The following is a 14,666-nucleotide window of genomic DNA, read 5'->3' as shown; positions in this document are numbered from 1 at the left end:
CTTTGATTGAGGAGGCATGCCATGAAACACCGCTGGATCACCCTGGGCCTGCTGGCCCTCGCCGCCACCGCGCAGGCCGACGTTCAGGTGAACTTCGTCAAGCCGGAGACGTTCATCGACATCAAGGACAACAACGGCTTCAGCGAGCCCGCTGTGCTGAAGGACATCGAGGCGCATCTGGTCGCGCAGGCGCAGAAGCATCTGCCCGGACGCAGCGTGCGCATCAACGTGACCGACGTGGATCTGGCCGGCCAGGTGGAGCCGTTCGGTCCCAGTGCCAACTGGGTGCGCGTGATGCGCACGATCACGCTGCCGTCCATCACGCTGGACTACGAGGTCCGTGACGGTGACAAGGTCGTGCAGCAGGGCAAGGCCACGCTGCGCGACATGAACTACCAGGACGGCTTCAGCAACTACTTCAGCAACGACACGCTGCGCTACGAGAAGCGCATGATCGACCGCTGGTTCCAGAGCGAGTTCCGCACGACCACGGCGGCAGCGCCAGTCCGCTGAAGGCTGTCCCCAAAACACAAAACCCGCCAGCGTTGCCGCTTGGCGGGTTTTGTTTTGCCGGAAGTGCAGGGCTACAGCGCAGCCCGGTGCATCACTTCAGCTTGATTTCCTTGTACAGGACGTGCTTGCGCGCCTTGGGGTCGAACTTCATGAATTCGAGCTTTTCGGGCGTGGTCTTCTTGTTCTTGTTCGTCGTGTAAAAGTGGCCGGTGCCCGCGGTGGACTCCAGCTTGATCTTTTCGCGGCCGCCTTTGGATGCCATGGTCGTGTTCCTTCAGTAGGTCAGTGAACGGCGCGCTTTACAGCTCGCCCTTGGCACGCAGGTCGGCGACGACCTGGTCGATACCGACCTTGTCGATCAGACGCAGAGCGGCGTTCGAGATGCGCAGGCGCACCCAGCGGTTTTCCGATTCCACGAAGAAACGGCGGTATTGCAGGTTCGGCAGGAACCGGCGCTTGGTTTTGTTGTTGGCATGGGAAACATTGTTCCCGACCATGGGCTTCTTGCCCGTGACTTGACAGACGCGTGCCATGACGCTTCTCCACTCTGACGTTTGACCAGTCGCCGAAGAACATCCCCGGCAACCCTTTGACCGCATATGCCTGCTAAATCCGGTACTTGAAGGTTTTCAAGCACCGAATGCGATCCATCCGGCAGGCAAGCCCGCGAGTATAGCGGAAAACCCGTGCGCCTGGAGGCCGCTTGCTGCAGCGCACCCAAGCCGGCGCTCTTGGCGATGTGCGTACGGCCCAATGCCGCGCGCACCGCCCGTTCCCTCGGGGAACGACCGGACCTGTCGCCGTTCAGCCGGCGCAGGCCGGGCGACGGGTCAGCCGTTCTCCTGTTCCAGGAAGCGCTGGGCGTCCAGGGCCGCCATGCAGCCGGTGCCGGCGCTGGTGATGGCCTGGCGGTAGATGTGGTCCTGCACGTCGCCGGCGGCGAAGACGCCGGGCACGCTGGTCATCGTCGCGAAGCCGTTCAGGCCGCTCTTCGTGACGATGTAGCCGTCCTTCATCTCCAGCTGGCCCTGGAAGATCTCCGTGTTGGGCTGGTGGCCGATGGCGATGAAGCAGCCGTGCACGGGAATATCGACCTTGCTGCCGTCCTTCACGTTCAGCGTGCGCACGCCATTCACGCCGGACGCGTCGCCCAGCACCTCGTCGAGCTGCTGGTGCAGGTGCAGCACGATCTTGCCGGCGGCGGCCTTCTCCATCAGCTTGTCGACGAGGATGGGCTCGGCGCGGAACTTGTCGCGGCGGTGGATCAGGTGGACGACGTTGGCGATGTTGGACAGGTACAGCGCTTCCTCGACGGCCGTGTTGCCACCACCGACGACGCAGACTTCCTGGCCGCGGTAGAAGAAGCCGTCGCAGGTCGCGCAGGCGCTGACGCCGCGGCCCATGAAGGACTGCTCCGACTCCAGCCCGAGGTACTTGGCCGAGGCTCCGGTGGCGATGATGAGCGCATCGCAGGTGTAGGTGCCGCTGTCGCCGAACAGCGTGAACGGGCGCTTGGAGAAGTCGACCTTGTTGATGTGGTCGAACACGATCTGCGTGTTGAAGCGCTCGGCGTGCTCCTGGAAGCGCTGCATCAGCTCGGGGCCCTGCACGCCCATCACGTCGGCCGGCCAGTTGTCGACCTCGGTCGTGGTCATGAGCTGCCCCCCCTGGGCCATGCCGGTCAGCAGCGTGGGCTTGAGATTGGCGCGTGCGGCGTAGATGGCGGCGGTGTAGCCGGCGGGGCCCGAACCGAGGATGAGCAGGCCGTGATGTTGGGTGTTGGCGGTCATGTCAGGGGAGGTGAGGGCGACGGAACGTCTCTCAAGGGTGTTTTAGGGGGCGAACCCCGGCGTAACCCGGAGCGGCGAAGCCTGCCGCGTGTGCACAATGCACGCCATTTTAGGCAGGCGTCGTTGTAGGCGTCGGCCTGGGGCCCCAAACCTGGAGATTGCAGATGGCAATGATTTCCAACCTGGACCTGATCCGTCGGGTTCCGCTGTTCTCGATGCTGACGACCGACCAGGCCCAGTCGATCGCTGACAGCGTCGTCAAGCGTCGCTTCAAGCGCGGCGAGCTGATCGTCGAGCAGGGCACCAAGTCCAACGCGCTGTTCATCCTGCTGAACGGCCGCGCCCGCGTGCTGACGGCCGACCACCGTGGCCGCGAGGTCATCCTGGCCGTGCTGCAGTCGGGCGACTACGTCGGCGAGATGAGCCTCATCGACAACGAGCCGCACTCGGCCACCGTGCGTGCCGAGGTGCAGACCGACATGCTGGTGCTGGGCCGCCTGGAGTTCGCGCGCTGCCTGCCCGAGGGCAGCAGCCTGGCCTACGGCATCCTGCGCGGCCTGGTGGCGCGGCTGCGCAACGCCGACCGCCAGATCGAGTCGCTGGCGCTGCTGGACGTCTACGGTCGCGTGGCACGCACGCTGCTGGACATGGCCGAGGACGAGAAGGGCATCAAGATCATCCGCGGCAAGGTCTCGCGCCAGGACATGGCCAAGGTCGTCGGCGCATCGCGCGAGATGGTCAGCCGCGTCATGAAGGACCTGGAAGAGCGCGGTGTCATTGAAACGCTTGAGAACGGTTCGGTGGTCATCAAGGAACGGCTGACCCACGATTGAGCGCGACAATGGCGGCATGAGTTTTCCCCTCGGTTCCCTGCTGGGCGGTGACGATGCCGCCGGCGAACCCGCCGCTCCCGTCAAACCCACCCGCCGCCAGGCGCCCAGGCGCGAAACGGCTCCGCCGTCCGCCGCGTCGCGGCTGCTGCGCACGCCGCTGTGGCTGGCGCTGACGGCGCTGCTGCTCGCGCTGCTGGTGCTGGCCATGGTCACGCACGACCTGCGCGACGCGGCCTTCAGCACCAGCGGCAAGCACGACCTCGTCGCCAACCGTGTCGGCGGCCTCGGCGCCTGGGTTTCTGACGGTCTGCTGTTCATCTTCGGCTTCTCCGCGTGGTGGCTGCCGGTGCTGGCGCTGCGCGGCTGGCTGCGCAGCCTGGCGGGGCTGCTGCGGCACGACGTCGCCCCCGTGCCGCGCTGGAGCCAGCGCGCGCGCTGGTGGGCCGGCGTGCTGCTGCTGATCGGCGCGAGCTGCGCGCTGGAGTGGAGCCGCCTCTACGCCGTCGAGCCGCGCCTGCCTGGCCATGCCGGCGGGTTGGTGGGTTATGCGCTGGGCCCGCTGGGCATGAAGGGCCTGGGCTTCGCCGGCTCGGGCGTCGTCTGGATCGTGCTGCTGCTGACCGGCATGTCGTGGGCATTCCGTTTCTCCTGGGGCCATCTGGCCGAGCGCATCGGCGAGCGCATCGAGCAGCTGCGCGAGCAGCACATCGAGAAGCGCGAGATCAAGGCCGACCAGAAGGCCGGCGAGCAGGCCGTCAAGGAACGCGAGCAGGAGGTCGAGGTCGAGCGCCAGATCGAGCGCCAGGTGGAAGCCGAGCACGCGCCGCTGGTCATTGAGGCGCCCATCGTCGAAGTACCGCAGTCCACGCGCGTCGCCAAGGAGCGGCAGCAGACGCTGTTCGTCGACGCCGGCGACGCCAAGTTGCCGCAGGTCGACCTGCTGGACGCCGCGCCGGGCCGCCAGGAGACGGTGACGCCCGAGTCGCTGGAGATGACCAGCCGCCTCATCGAGAAGAAGCTGCGCGACTTCGGCGTGGAGGTGCACGTCGTCGCCGCGTCGCCGGGCCCCGTCATCACGCGCTACGAGATCGAGCCGGCCACCGGCGTGAAGGGCTCGCAGATCGTCGGCCTGGCCAAGGACCTGGCCCGTTCGCTGAGCCTTGTGTCCATCCGCGTCGTCGAGACCATTCCGGGCAAGAACTACATGGCGCTGGAGCTGCCCAACGCGCGGCGCCAGACGATCCGACTCTCCGAGATCCTCGGCTCGCAGGTCTACGCTGACGCCGCATCCCAGCTGACCATGGGCCTGGGCAAGGACATCGTCGGCCTGCCGGTCGTGGCCGACCTGGCCAAGATGCCGCATTGCCTGGTGGCCGGTACGACCGGCTCGGGCAAGTCGGTGGGCATCAACGCGATGATCCTCAGCCTGCTCTACAAGGCCGAGGCGCGCGATGTGCGGCTCATCCTCATCGACCCCAAGATGCTGGAAATGAGCGTCTACGAGGGCATCCCGCACCTGCTGGCACCGGTCGTGACGGATATGAAGCAGGCCGGCAATGCGCTGAACTGGTGTGTCGGCGAGATGGAGCGGCGCTACAAGCTCATGTCCAAGATGGGCGTGCGCAACCTGGCGGGCTACAACAAGAAGCTCGACGAGGCCAAGGCCAACGGCATCAGCATCCCCAACCCGTTCGCGCTGAACAACGACGACCCCGAGCCGCTGGAGCGCCTGCCGTTCATCGTCGTCGTCATCGACGAGCTGGCCGACCTGATGATGGTGGTCGGCAAGAAGATCGAGGAGTTGATCGCCCGCCTGGCGCAGAAGGCGCGCGCGGCGGGCATCCACCTGATCCTGGCCACGCAGCGCCCGTCGGTCGATGTGATCACCGGCCTCATCAAGGCCAACATTCCGACGCGCCTGTCCTTCCAGGTCAGCAGCAAGATCGACAGCCGCACCATCCTCGACCAGATGGGCGCCGAGGCGCTGCTCGGCATGGGTGACATGCTCTACATGCCCTCGGGCACCGGCCTGCCCATCCGCGTGCACGGCGCCTTTGTCAGCGACGACGAGGTGCACCGCGTTGTGGAGTACATCAAGTCCCAGGGTGAACCCAACTACATCGAAGGCATCCTCGAAGGCGGCGTACTCGACGGCATCGACGGCGAGGCGCCGGCGCCGGGTGAGGCCAGCGGTGAGCAAGACCCCATGTACGACCAGGCCGTCGCCATCGTCCTACAGCACCGCAAGGCGTCCATTTCGCTGGTGCAGCGCCATCTGCGCATAGGCTACAACCGCGCCGCCCGGCTGCTGGAGCAGATGGAGAACTCGGGTCTCGTCGGCGCGCTGGCGTCCAACGGCAGCCGTGAATTGATTGTTCCGAAGCGAGACGAATGAAGAAGCCACTGATCGCCCTGACGCTGCTGCTGAGCGCCGTCTTCCATGTTCAGGCCCATGCCGACGCCGTCGACGCGCTGCGCGACTTCGCCCGCGACGTGAAGAGCGGCAAGGCCAACTTCACGCAGACCGTCACGTCGCCGGACGGCAAGCGCAAGAAGGTGTCGTCGGGCAGCTTCGAGTTCCAGCGGCCCAACCAGTTCCGCTTCGCTTACGCCAAGCCCTTCGAGCAGACCATCGTGGCCGACGGCCAGAAGGTCTGGATCTATGACGCCGACCTGAACCAGGCCAGCTCCCGCAAGCTGACCGACGCGCTGGGCGCCACGCCCGCCGCGGTGCTGGCCGGCACGAACCTTGAGCGCGACTTCACGCTGAAGGCTGCGCCGTCCGACGGCGGGCTGGACTGGGTGCAGGCCAGCCCGAAGCAGGCCGAGTCCACCATCCAGGCGCTGAAGCTGGGCTTCAAGGGCAAGGAGCTTGCGGCGATGGAGATCGTCGACGGCTTCGGCCAGCGCTCGCGGCTGGACTTCAGCGCCGTGCAGGCCAACGTGCCGGTCGCGGCCGAGCGCTTCCAGTTCAAGCTGCCGGCGGGTGCCGACCTGATCGAACAGTGAGCGGGTCCCTCTTCGACGACGACCCGATCCCCGACGCCACCCCAGCGCCGGTGGCGCCGCTCGCCGGCATCCCGCTCGCCGAGCGGCTGCGGCCGAAGACGCTGGACGACGTCATCGGCCAGCGCCATCTGCTGGGCCCCGGCATGCCGCTGCGCGTCGCGTTCGATGCCGGCCGCCTGCACAGCATGATCCTGTGGGGACCGCCGGGTGTCGGCAAGACGACGCTGGCGCGGCTGATGGCCGGCGCGTTCGATGCGCAGTTCATCGCCATCTCGGCCGTGCTGGGCGGCGTGAAGGAGATCCGCGAGGCCGTCGAGCGCGCGCAGGTCGCGGCGGCGCAGGGCCGGCGCACGGTCGTGTTCGTCGACGAGGTGCACCGCTTCAACAAGTCGCAGCAGGATGCCTTCCTGCCGCACGTCGAGGCGGGCCTGTTCACCTTCATCGGCGCGACGACGGAGAACCCGAGCTTCGAGGTCAACTCGGCGCTGCTGTCGCGCGCGACGGTGCAGGTGCTCAAGAGCCTGGACGCCGAGGAACTGGGCCAGCTCATCGCCCGTGGTGCGGCCGAGCTGGGCGTGCCCGAACCCACGCCGGAAGCGGCGCAGCGGCTGATCGGCTATGCCGACGGCGATGCGCGCCGGCTGCTCAACGCGTTCGACACCTCGGCCTCGCTGGCGCAGGGCGCGCAGATCGACGAGGCGCTGCTGGAGCGCGCGCTGGGCGAGCAGCTGCGCCGCTACGACAAGGGCGGCGACCAGTTCTACGACGTCATCTCGGCGTTGCACAAATCCGTGCGCGGCAGCAGCCCGGACGGCGCGCTGTACTGGTTCGCGCGCATGCTGGACGGCGGCGTGGACGCCCGCTACATCTCGCGCCGGCTCATCCGCATGGCGAGCGAGGACATTGGCTTGGCTGACCCGCGCGCGCTGCGCATCACGCTGGACGCGGCCGAGACCTACGAGCGCCTGGGCACGCCCGAGGGCGAGCTGGCGCTGGCCGAGGCGGTCGTCTACCTGGCCATCGCGCCCAAGTCCAACGCCGTCTACAAGGCCTTCAACGAGGTCAAGGCTTTCATCAAGCAGGACCAGTCCCGCCCCGTGCCCGTGCATCTGCGCAATGCGCCGACCCGGCTCATGAAGGAGCTGGGCTACGGCAAGGCCTACCGCTATGCCCACGACGAGCCCAACGCCTACGCGGCCGGCGAGCAGTACCTGCCCGATGGCCTGGAAGGCCAGCGCTGGTACGAGCCCGTGCCGCGCGGCCTGGAGACGCGCATTGCCGACAAGCTGGCCGAGCTGCGCCGGCTGGACGATGAAGCGGCTGGCCAGGGCTAGCGCGGCGCTGGCCGCGCTGTGCGTGGGCCTGGCGGCGCAGGCGGCCGACGGGCCGACGCTGGCGCGCGTGCGCGAGACCGGCGTCATCGTCATCGGCTACCGGCCGGCGTCGCTGCCGTTCTCCTACCTCGACGCCCAGCTGCGCCCCACCGGCTACACGGTGGAGCTGTGCGACCGCATCGTCGCGGCCGTGCGCAGCAAGCTGCAGCTGCCCGACCTGGAGGTGCGCCGCGTCGAGGTGGCGTCGGCCACGCGCATGCCGCTGGTCATCAACGGCACGCTGGACCTGGAGTGCGGCATCACGACCAACACGGCCGAGCGCGCCCGCAACCAGGCCTTCTCGCTGACCGTCTTCGTCGCCGAGACGCGGCTGCTGGCACGCGCGTCCGAGCGCGTGCAGAGCCTGGCGGAGCTGCGCGGCAAGCCGGTGGCGTCCACCATCGGCACCACCAGCATCCAGCACCTGGCCAAGGTCAACGAGCAGCAGGGCTTGAACATCCGCATCCTCGGCGGGCTGGACGACCCCGAGGGCTTCCAGCTCGTGCGCAGCGGCCGCGCGGCGGCGTTCCTGATGGACGACGTCATCATCCGCGCCGTGCTGGCCCAGCAAGGCCCCAGCGCGGACGACTACCGCATCTCCGACCAGCCGCTGACTGTCGAGCCCTATGCCATCGGCCTGCGCAAGGGCGACCCGCAGTTCAAGGCGCTGGTGGACGGCGTGCTGGCCGGGCTGTACCGCAGCGGCGAGATCCATGCGATCTACCGCCGCTGGTTCGAGTCGCCGTTGCCGTCGCAGGGGCTGAACCTGAAGCTGCCGATGAGTGCGGCGTTCCGCCGCGTCATCGCAACCCCGACCGATTCGCCGGACCCGGAGCGGTATCGCTAGGCGCCGGGCTGGGCGTCAGCGGAAGTCGTCCAGCACGATGCCGTGCCGCGTCAGCTTGTCGTACAGCGTCTTGCGCGGCGTGCCCAGCAGCTCCATCGCGGCGGGCACCTTGCCCTGCGTGCGGCGCAGCGCCTGTTCGATCAGCGTTTTCTCGACGAGGTCCATCTGGCGCGCCAGGTTCAGTGCCGGCACGGCGTGCAGCGCGGCCTGTGGGTCCAGGTCGTCCAGCGCCAGCACGAAGCGGTCGGCCGCGTTGCGGATCTCGCGCACGTTGCCGGGCCAGTCGTGCGCCATCAGCTCGCGCAGCTTCTCGGGCGTCAGCTCCGGTGCGCCGCGCTCGTAGCGGGTGCAGGCCTGGGCCACGAAGTGCTCGAACAACAGCGGGATGTCCTCACGGCGCTCGCGCAGCGGCGGGATGTGCAGCGTGGCGATGTTGAGGCGGTAGTAGAGGTCGCTGCGGAACTCGCCGCGCGCGGCCTGCTCGCGCAGGTCGCCCTTGCTGGCGGCGATGAAGCGCACGTTGATCGGCAGCTCCTCGTTGGAGCCCAGCCGCTCGACGCGGCGCTCCTGCAGCACGCGCAGCAGCTTGATCTGCAGCGCGATGGGCATGGTCTCGATCTCGTCCAGCAGCAGCGAGCCGCCGTTGGCATGCTCGATCTTGCCGATGCGCCGCTTGGCTGCGCTGGTGAACGAGCCGGGCTCGTGGCCGAACAGCTCGCTCTCGAACAGCGCCTCGGGCAGGCCGCCGCAGTTGATGGCAACGAAGTGGCGGTCGCGGCGCGGGCTCTGGTCGTGCAGGCAGCGGGCCACCAGCTCCTTGCCGGTGCCGGTCTCGCCGACGATGAGCACGTCAGCCGACGTGCCGGCCAGGTTCATCACCTGGCGGCGCAGCTGCTGCATGGCGGGCGACTGGCCCAGCAGCGCGGCCTGGATGCCGCTGGCGCGCTGCAGCTGTTCGCGCAGTTCGTCGGCGGAGTGGCGCAGCGTGCGCAGGTCGAGCGCGCGGCGGGCCACGTCCAGTAGGCGCTCGGGCGCGAACGGCTTTTCGATGAAGTCGTAGGCGCCGGCGCGCATGGCCTGCACGGCCATGGCCACGTCGCCGTGCGCGGTGATGAGGATGACCGGAATGCTGGAATCGGTGGCCTGCACGTGGGCCAGCAGTGCGCGGCCGTCCATACCGGGCAGGCGCACGTCGGTGATGAGGATGACCGGCGCGCCGGGCTGCAGGTGGGGCAGGGCTTCCTCGGCGCTGCGGCAGGGCTGCACGGCCAGGCCTTCCAGCTCCAGCGTCTGCGTGAGGCTGACCCGCACCGGCAGGTCGTCCTCGACGAACACGACCTTGTAGCCCTCAAACATGGCCTTCCTCCGTTGTCGCTGTCCAGGGTTCGACGGCCAGGTCGAACTCGAAGCTCATGCCGCGCTCCAGCCGCACCGCGCGCAGCGTGCCGCCGAACTCGTGCACGATCTTGGCCGAGATCACGAGGCCCAGGCCCAGCCCTTCGCCGGCCGGCTTGGTCGTGAAGAAGGGCTCGAACAGGTGGGCCAGCGCCGCTTCGCTGACGCCGGTGCCGCTGTCCTGCACCTGGATCAGCACGCGCCGGCCCTCGTCCAGCGGTCGGGCCAGTACGCGCAGGCGGCGCAGCGGCTCGTGCTGCATCGCATCAAGCGCGTTGCCCATCAGGTTGACGAGCACCTGCTCCAGCCGGTTGGCCTCGGCCCGCACGCGCTGGCCGGCGGCCAGGTCCACGTCGATCTGCACCCCCAGCGCGCGGCTGCGGTGCTCCAGCAGCAGCAATGCGGCGCGCACGCTGTCCAGCAGCGGCGTGCTGGCGCTGACCTGCTCGTCGGCCTTGCGCGCGAAGCTCTTCAGCTGGCGCGTGATCTGGCTCATGCGCTCAACCATGTCGTCCATCAGCTGCAGGTTGGTCGCCACGGCGTCGCGGCGGCCGTTCTCCAGCAGCCGGATGGAGTTGCGCGCCAGCGCGCGCAGCGCCGTCAACGGCTGGTTGACCTCGTGCGACAGCCCGGCCGACATCTGCCCCAGCACGGCCAGCTTGCTGGCCTGCAGCAGCTCGCCCTCGGTCTGCAGCCGCTGCGCGATCTGTGACTTCAGCGCTTCGTTGGCCTGGCGCAGCTCGGCGGTGCGGCTGTCCACCAGCTGCTCCAGCTGGCCGTGGGCCTGCTGCAGTTGGGTCTGGGCCTGCGTCAGCTGGCGCAGCGCGCGGCGGCGCGACGACAGGTACAGCAGCAGCAGGCCGATGCTGGCGCCGAACGCGGCACCGCCCCAGGCGGCCAGTTGCGCGCGCTGGCGCACCTCGGTCAGGTCCGACAGCGCCACCAGCCGCAGCCCCAGTGGCACCAGCTGGCGCTGCTGCGCCAGCAGCGGCTTGTCCAGCACCGGCAGCTTGACCTGCTGGCCCTGGTGCACCTCCAGCGACGCGGGCAGGTCCAGGTCGGCGCCGATGGCCTGCGGGTAGCGCGCGCTGGCCTGCAGCGCCAGGCGGCGCGACGGGTCGGCATGGCCCAGCACGGCGTACTTCCAGGCCTGCACCGAGCTCATGATGACGACGTCCTGGTCATCGGCGACGAGGATGCGTTCGTTCTGCGAGCGCAGGCCCAGGTCCACCCAGGTGGCCTCCAGCGGCGCGAGGTTGAAGCGCACGACGATGACGCCCGCCGCGCGTGCAGCGTGGCGCAGCGGGTGCAGCAGGTAGAAGTCGGTGCTGCCGGTGGCCGGGTCGGCGGCGAAGAAATGCGTGCGGCCCTGCGCCATCGCCTCGGTGAGCCGCGGCGGCGGCGCCAGCGTCTCGCTGGCGGACAAGACCTGGCCACGCGCGTCGGCCACGAAGATCTGGTGCGTGCCGGCGCGCACGTTGACGCGGGCCAGCATCTGGCTGACGGCATGGCGGGCTTCCGCATCGTCCGGCGCCTGCATCAGCGCCTGCAGCGTGGGCGCGATGGCCAGCAGGCCGGGCAGGGCGGCGTGGCGCCCCAGCTCGGCGGACAGGTTGGTGGCGTACAGCTCCAGGCGCTCGGTGCTGAGCGCGGACAGCTGCTCGCGGCCGCTGCGCTCGCTGAGACGGTGCGCTAGCACGAAACCCAGCACCATCAGCGCGCCGGTCAGGAAGAGGTAGAAGCCCGGCCGGCTCAGCAGCCGCGGCAGGCGAGGAACGTCAGACACGGCGCTAGTGTGCCCATGCGCATGCGCCCGCCGTGCACAGCCGGGCGGTTTTTTGCGTGCTGGCGAAGAACCGCTCGCGCGGTTTGCGGTTTGTGCGGATTTCCGCCCACGACACCTCGGGTCGACACTCGTGACTTCTGACCTTGACCGTGCACGTGGGACCGATCGAACGGTCCACCGTGCCAGACCGTCGGTGAATACCCTTGAAAGCCGGCGATTGGCACGGGGGTTGCGATTCACTGCTGGTCGCGTGGCGCATGCTGCGCCCAACAAAATTTGTGGAGCCCTCATGGAGACTCTGATTCAACAGATCATCAACGGCCTGGTGCTGGGGAGCATGTATGCCCTCGTCGCGCTGGGGTACACGATGGTCTACGGCATCATCAACCTCATCAACTTCGCGCACGGCGAGATCCTGATGGTGGGCGCCATGGTCAGCTGGACGCTGGTCACGGTGCTGGCCGACTCGGGCATGCCGGGCTGGCTGCTGATGGTCGTCGGTCTGGCCGCGGCCATCGTCGTCTGCGCGACGTTGAACTACGCGGTCGAGAAGATCGCCTACCGGCCGCTGCGCAATGCGCCGCGGCTGGCGCCGCTGATCACCGCGATGGGCATGTCGCTGCTGCTGCAGGTGCTGGCGATGATCATTTGGAAGCCCAATCCCAAGCCGTTCCCGCTGCTGCTGCCGACGACGCCGTTCGACCTGGGCGGCCCCGTCATCACGGTCACGCAGTGCCTGATCCTGGGCCTCACCGTCTGCATCCTGGCCGCGCTGATGTACCTGGTGAACTACACGCGCCTGGGCCGCGCGATGCGCGCCACCGCCGAGAACCCGCGTGTGGCCGGGCTGATGGGCGTGAAGCCGGACTTCATCATCTCCACCACCTTCGTCATCGGCGCCGCGCTGGCCGCCGTGGCCGGCCTGATGTGGGCCGCCAACTACGGCACCGTGCAGCACACGATGGGCTTCATGCCCGGGCTGAAGGCCTTCACGGCCGCGGTGCTGGGCGGCATCGGCAACCTGGCGGGTGCCGTCGTGGGCGGCGTCCTGTTGGGCCTCATCGAGTCCATCGGCGCCGGCTACCTGGGCGACCTGACCGGCGGCGTGCTGGGCAGCCACTACGCCGACATCTTCGCCTTCGTCGCCCTCATCCTCGTGCTGACGCTGCGGCCCTCGGGCCTGCTGGGCGAACGCGTGGCCGACCGCGCCTGAGGAGCACCACCATGCAAGCCAAGAAACTCTTCACCTTCATCGCCGTCGCGATCGCGCTGCTGGTCGTGCCGTTGTTCGCACAGCAGCTGGGCAACGGCCCGGTGCGCATCATCGACCTGGCCCTGCTGTACGTGCTGCTGGCGCTGGGCCTGAACATCGTCGTCGGCTACGCCGGCCTGCTGGACCTGGGCTACGTGGCGTTCTACGCCGTGGGCTCGTACATGTTCGCGCTGATGGCCAGCCCGCACCTGAGCCAGAACTTCGAGGCCTTCCAGGCCGCGTTCCCCGAGGGGCTGCATTCGCCGATCTGGCTGGTCATCCCGGCCGGCGCGGGGCTGGCGGCGCTGTTCGGCGTCATGCTGGGTGCGCCCACGCTGAAGCTGCGCGGCGACTACCTCGCCATCGTGACGCTGGGCTTCGGCGAAATCATCCGCGTGTTCCTGAACAACCTGGAGTACCCGGTCAACGTGACCAACGGCCCGCGCGGCATCGGTCAGATCGACTCGTTCCACATCTTCGGTGTGGACCTGGGCAAGCCGCTGGAGATTGGCGGTTTCACGCTGCCGTCGGTGACGCTGTACTACTACCTGTTCCTGGCGCTGGTCGTCGTCAGCGTGCTGATCTGCTACCGGCTGGAGCAGTCGCGCATCGGCCGCGCGTGGATGGCCATCCGCGAGGACGAGATCGCCGCCAAGGCCATGGGCATCAACACCCGCAACATGAAGCTGCTGGCCTTCGGCATGGGCGCCACCTTCGGCGGCGTGGCCGGCGCGATGTTCGCGAGCTTCCAGGGCTTCGTGTCGCCCGAGTCCTTCAGCCTGCAGGAGTCGGTCATGATCGTCGCGATGGTGGTGCTGGGCGGCATCGGCCACATCCCCGGCGTCATCCTCGGCGCGCTGATGCTGGCGGCGCTGCCCGAAGTGCTGCGCTACGTGGCGGGCGACATCCAGAGCATGACGGACGGCCGCATCGACGCGTCCATCCTGCGCCAGCTGCTCGTGGCGCTGGCCATGATCATCATCATGCTGGTGCGCCCGCGCGGCCTGTGGCCGTCGCCGGAGCATGGCAAGTCGGCCACGGCGCCGGCTGCGAAGTGAGGGAGGAGCCCACATGACCACCCACGACAACATCGTCCTCAACGTCAGCGGCGCGTCCAAGCGCTTCGGCGGCGTGCAAGCCCTGTCCGACGTCGGCATCCAGATCCAGCGCGGCCAGGTCTACGGCCTCATCGGCCCCAACGGCGCCGGCAAGACCACCTTCTTCAACGTCATCACCGGCCTGTACGTGCCCGACGGCGGCAGCTTCTCGCTGGGCGGCACGCCGTACACGCCGCAGGCCGTGCACCAGGTCGCCAAGGCCGGCATCGCGCGGACCTTCCAGAACATCCGCCTGTTCGCCGACATGACGGCGGTGGAGAACGTCATGGTGGGCCGGCATGTGCGCACCAAGTCCGGCATCCTCGGCGCGGTGCTGCGCACGCCCGCCTTCAAGGCCGAGGAGGCCGCCATCAAGGCGCGCGCGCTGGAGCTGCTGGAGTACGTCGGCATCGGCAAGTACGCCGAGTTCAAGGCCCGCACGCTGAGCTACGGCGACCAGCGCCGCCTGGAGATCGCCCGCGCGCTGGCCACCGACCCGCAGCTCATCGCGCTGGACGAGCCGGCCGCCGGCATGAATGCGACCGAGAAGGTCGTGCTGCGCGAGCTGATCGACCGCATCCGCAACGACGGCCGCACCATCCTGCTCATCGAGCACGACGTGAAGCTGGTCATGGGCCTGTGCGACCGCGTGACGGTGCTTGACTACGGCAAGCAGATCGCCGAAGGCACGCCGGCCGAGGTGCAGAGCAACGAGAAGGTGATCGAGGCCTACCTCGGCGCCGGCCACAAAGCGCATTGAGCGGGACGACG

14 protein-coding genes are annotated in these 14,666 nt (G+C 68.5%); 9 read left to right on the top strand and 5 right to left on the bottom strand.

Features of this window, described 5'->3' with window-relative positions; all coding sequences use genetic code 11:
- Positions 1-21: 21 nt before the first annotated feature.
- Positions 22-513, top strand: coding sequence for a DUF3016 domain-containing protein (locus AC1Q7O_RS05950; RefSeq protein ID WP_492658118.1), 492 nt, complete (start codon positions 22-24; stop codon positions 511-513).
- 91 nt (positions 514-604) lie between these two features.
- Here AC1Q7O_RS05950 and rpmG read toward each other — a convergent pair whose 3' ends face one another.
- From rpmG to trxB, 3 genes are all read right to left on the bottom strand, one after another.
- On the bottom strand, positions 605-775 hold the full coding sequence (gene rpmG, locus AC1Q7O_RS05945) for a 50S ribosomal protein L33 (RefSeq protein ID WP_025564431.1): 171 nt from the start codon (positions 773-775) through the stop codon (positions 605-607).
- Between the two features lie 37 nt (positions 776-812).
- Positions 813-1,046, bottom strand: coding sequence for a 50S ribosomal protein L28 (rpmB, locus tag AC1Q7O_RS05940; RefSeq protein ID WP_268153841.1), 234 nt, complete (start codon positions 1,044-1,046; stop codon positions 813-815).
- Between the two features lie 297 nt (positions 1,047-1,343).
- Complete coding sequence (trxB, locus tag AC1Q7O_RS05935) at positions 1,344-2,303, bottom strand: thioredoxin-disulfide reductase (RefSeq protein ID WP_492658119.1); 960 nt, start codon at positions 2,301-2,303, stop codon at positions 1,344-1,346.
- 164 nt (positions 2,304-2,467) lie between these two features.
- Here trxB and AC1Q7O_RS05930 point away from each other — a divergent pair, with 164 nt between their 5' ends.
- Genes AC1Q7O_RS05930 through AC1Q7O_RS05910 form a run of 5 tightly spaced genes read left to right on the top strand, consistent with a single transcriptional unit; the run spans position 2,468 to position 8,365 of the window.
- Positions 2,468-3,136, top strand: a complete 669-nt coding sequence (locus AC1Q7O_RS05930) for a Crp/Fnr family transcriptional regulator (protein WP_310330243.1) — start codon at positions 2,468-2,470, stop codon at positions 3,134-3,136.
- 16 nt (positions 3,137-3,152) lie between these two features.
- Positions 3,153-5,531 (top strand): DNA translocase FtsK, encoded by a 2,379-nt coding sequence (locus AC1Q7O_RS05925; RefSeq protein ID WP_492658120.1) that lies wholly within the window; start codon positions 3,153-3,155, stop codon positions 5,529-5,531.
- Positions 5,528-6,145 carry an outer membrane lipoprotein periplasmic chaperone LolA gene (lolA, locus tag AC1Q7O_RS05920; protein WP_492658121.1) on the top strand — a complete coding sequence of 206 codons (618 nt, stop codon included), beginning with the start codon at positions 5,528-5,530 and terminating at the stop codon, positions 6,143-6,145. Before AC1Q7O_RS05925 ends, lolA begins: the two co-directional genes overlap by 4 nt.
- Positions 6,146-6,171: 26 nt before the next feature.
- Positions 6,172-7,479, top strand: coding sequence for a replication-associated recombination protein A (locus tag AC1Q7O_RS05915; protein ID WP_492658391.1), 1,308 nt, complete (start codon positions 6,172-6,174; stop codon positions 7,477-7,479).
- Entirely contained in the window at positions 7,421-8,365 is a 945-nt protein-coding gene (locus tag AC1Q7O_RS05910; protein ID WP_492658122.1) for an amino acid ABC transporter substrate-binding protein, read from the top strand. The genes AC1Q7O_RS05915 and AC1Q7O_RS05910 overlap by 59 nt, the downstream gene beginning before the upstream one ends.
- A 15-nt stretch (positions 8,366-8,380) precedes the next feature.
- Here AC1Q7O_RS05910 and AC1Q7O_RS05905 read toward each other — a convergent pair whose 3' ends face one another.
- Positions 8,381-9,721: a sigma-54-dependent transcriptional regulator gene (locus AC1Q7O_RS05905; protein WP_492658123.1), complete on the bottom strand. Its 1,341-nt coding sequence runs from the start codon at positions 9,719-9,721 to the stop codon at positions 8,381-8,383.
- The gene (locus tag AC1Q7O_RS05900; protein WP_492658124.1) at positions 9,714-11,546 is read right to left on the bottom strand and encodes a sensor histidine kinase; all 1,833 of its coding nucleotides are present in this window, start codon (positions 11,544-11,546) and stop codon (positions 9,714-9,716) included. Before AC1Q7O_RS05900 ends, AC1Q7O_RS05905 begins: the two co-directional genes overlap by 8 nt.
- Positions 11,547-11,835: 289 nt before the next feature.
- On the opposite strand from AC1Q7O_RS05900, the gene AC1Q7O_RS05895 reads away from it, so the two are divergent.
- The 3 genes from AC1Q7O_RS05895 to AC1Q7O_RS05885 are packed head-to-tail and all read left to right on the top strand — an operon-like array spanning position 11,836 to position 14,655.
- Positions 11,836-12,759, top strand: coding sequence for a branched-chain amino acid ABC transporter permease (locus AC1Q7O_RS05895; RefSeq protein ID WP_394510341.1), 924 nt, complete (start codon positions 11,836-11,838; stop codon positions 12,757-12,759).
- 11 nt (positions 12,760-12,770) lie between these two features.
- Positions 12,771-13,856 (top strand): branched-chain amino acid ABC transporter permease, encoded by a 1,086-nt coding sequence (locus AC1Q7O_RS05890; RefSeq protein WP_492658125.1) that lies wholly within the window; start codon positions 12,771-12,773, stop codon positions 13,854-13,856.
- Positions 13,857-13,869: 13 nt separating this feature from the next.
- Positions 13,870-14,655 (top strand): ABC transporter ATP-binding protein, encoded by a 786-nt coding sequence (locus tag AC1Q7O_RS05885; protein ID WP_492658126.1) that lies wholly within the window; start codon positions 13,870-13,872, stop codon positions 14,653-14,655.
- Positions 14,656-14,666: the final 11 nt, after the last annotated feature.

This window comes from Roseateles sp. GW823-FHT07B05, from assembly GCF_058794515.1.
Note: the sequence above shows the minus strand (reverse complement) of the source record. Positions and strands in the feature narration are given on the sequence as shown.

Excerpts from the sequence above, each read along its gene's own strand:
- AC1Q7O_RS05950 (WP_492658118.1), top strand. The coding sequence starts at position 22 with ATGAAACACCGCTGGATCACCCTGGGCCTGCTGGCCCTCGCCGCCACC.
- rpmG (WP_025564431.1), bottom strand. The coding sequence starts at position 775 with ATGGCATCCAAAGGCGGCCGCGAAAAGATCAAGCTGGAGTCCACCGCG.
- rpmB (WP_268153841.1), bottom strand. The coding sequence starts at position 1,046 with ATGGCACGCGTCTGTCAAGTCACGGGCAAGAAGCCCATGGTCGGGAAC.
- trxB (WP_492658119.1), bottom strand. The coding sequence starts at position 2,303 with ATGACCGCCAACACCCAACATCACGGCCTGCTCATCCTCGGTTCGGGC.
- AC1Q7O_RS05930 (WP_310330243.1), top strand. The coding sequence starts at position 2,468 with ATGGCAATGATTTCCAACCTGGACCTGATCCGTCGGGTTCCGCTGTTC.
- AC1Q7O_RS05925 (WP_492658120.1), top strand. The coding sequence starts at position 3,153 with ATGAGTTTTCCCCTCGGTTCCCTGCTGGGCGGTGACGATGCCGCCGGC.
- lolA (WP_492658121.1), top strand. The coding sequence starts at position 5,528 with ATGAAGAAGCCACTGATCGCCCTGACGCTGCTGCTGAGCGCCGTCTTC.
- AC1Q7O_RS05905 (WP_492658123.1), bottom strand. The coding sequence starts at position 9,721 with ATGTTTGAGGGCTACAAGGTCGTGTTCGTCGAGGACGACCTGCCGGTG.
- AC1Q7O_RS05895 (WP_394510341.1), top strand. The coding sequence starts at position 11,836 with ATGGAGACTCTGATTCAACAGATCATCAACGGCCTGGTGCTGGGGAGC.
- AC1Q7O_RS05890 (WP_492658125.1), top strand. The coding sequence starts at position 12,771 with ATGCAAGCCAAGAAACTCTTCACCTTCATCGCCGTCGCGATCGCGCTG.
- AC1Q7O_RS05885 (WP_492658126.1), top strand. The coding sequence starts at position 13,870 with ATGACCACCCACGACAACATCGTCCTCAACGTCAGCGGCGCGTCCAAG.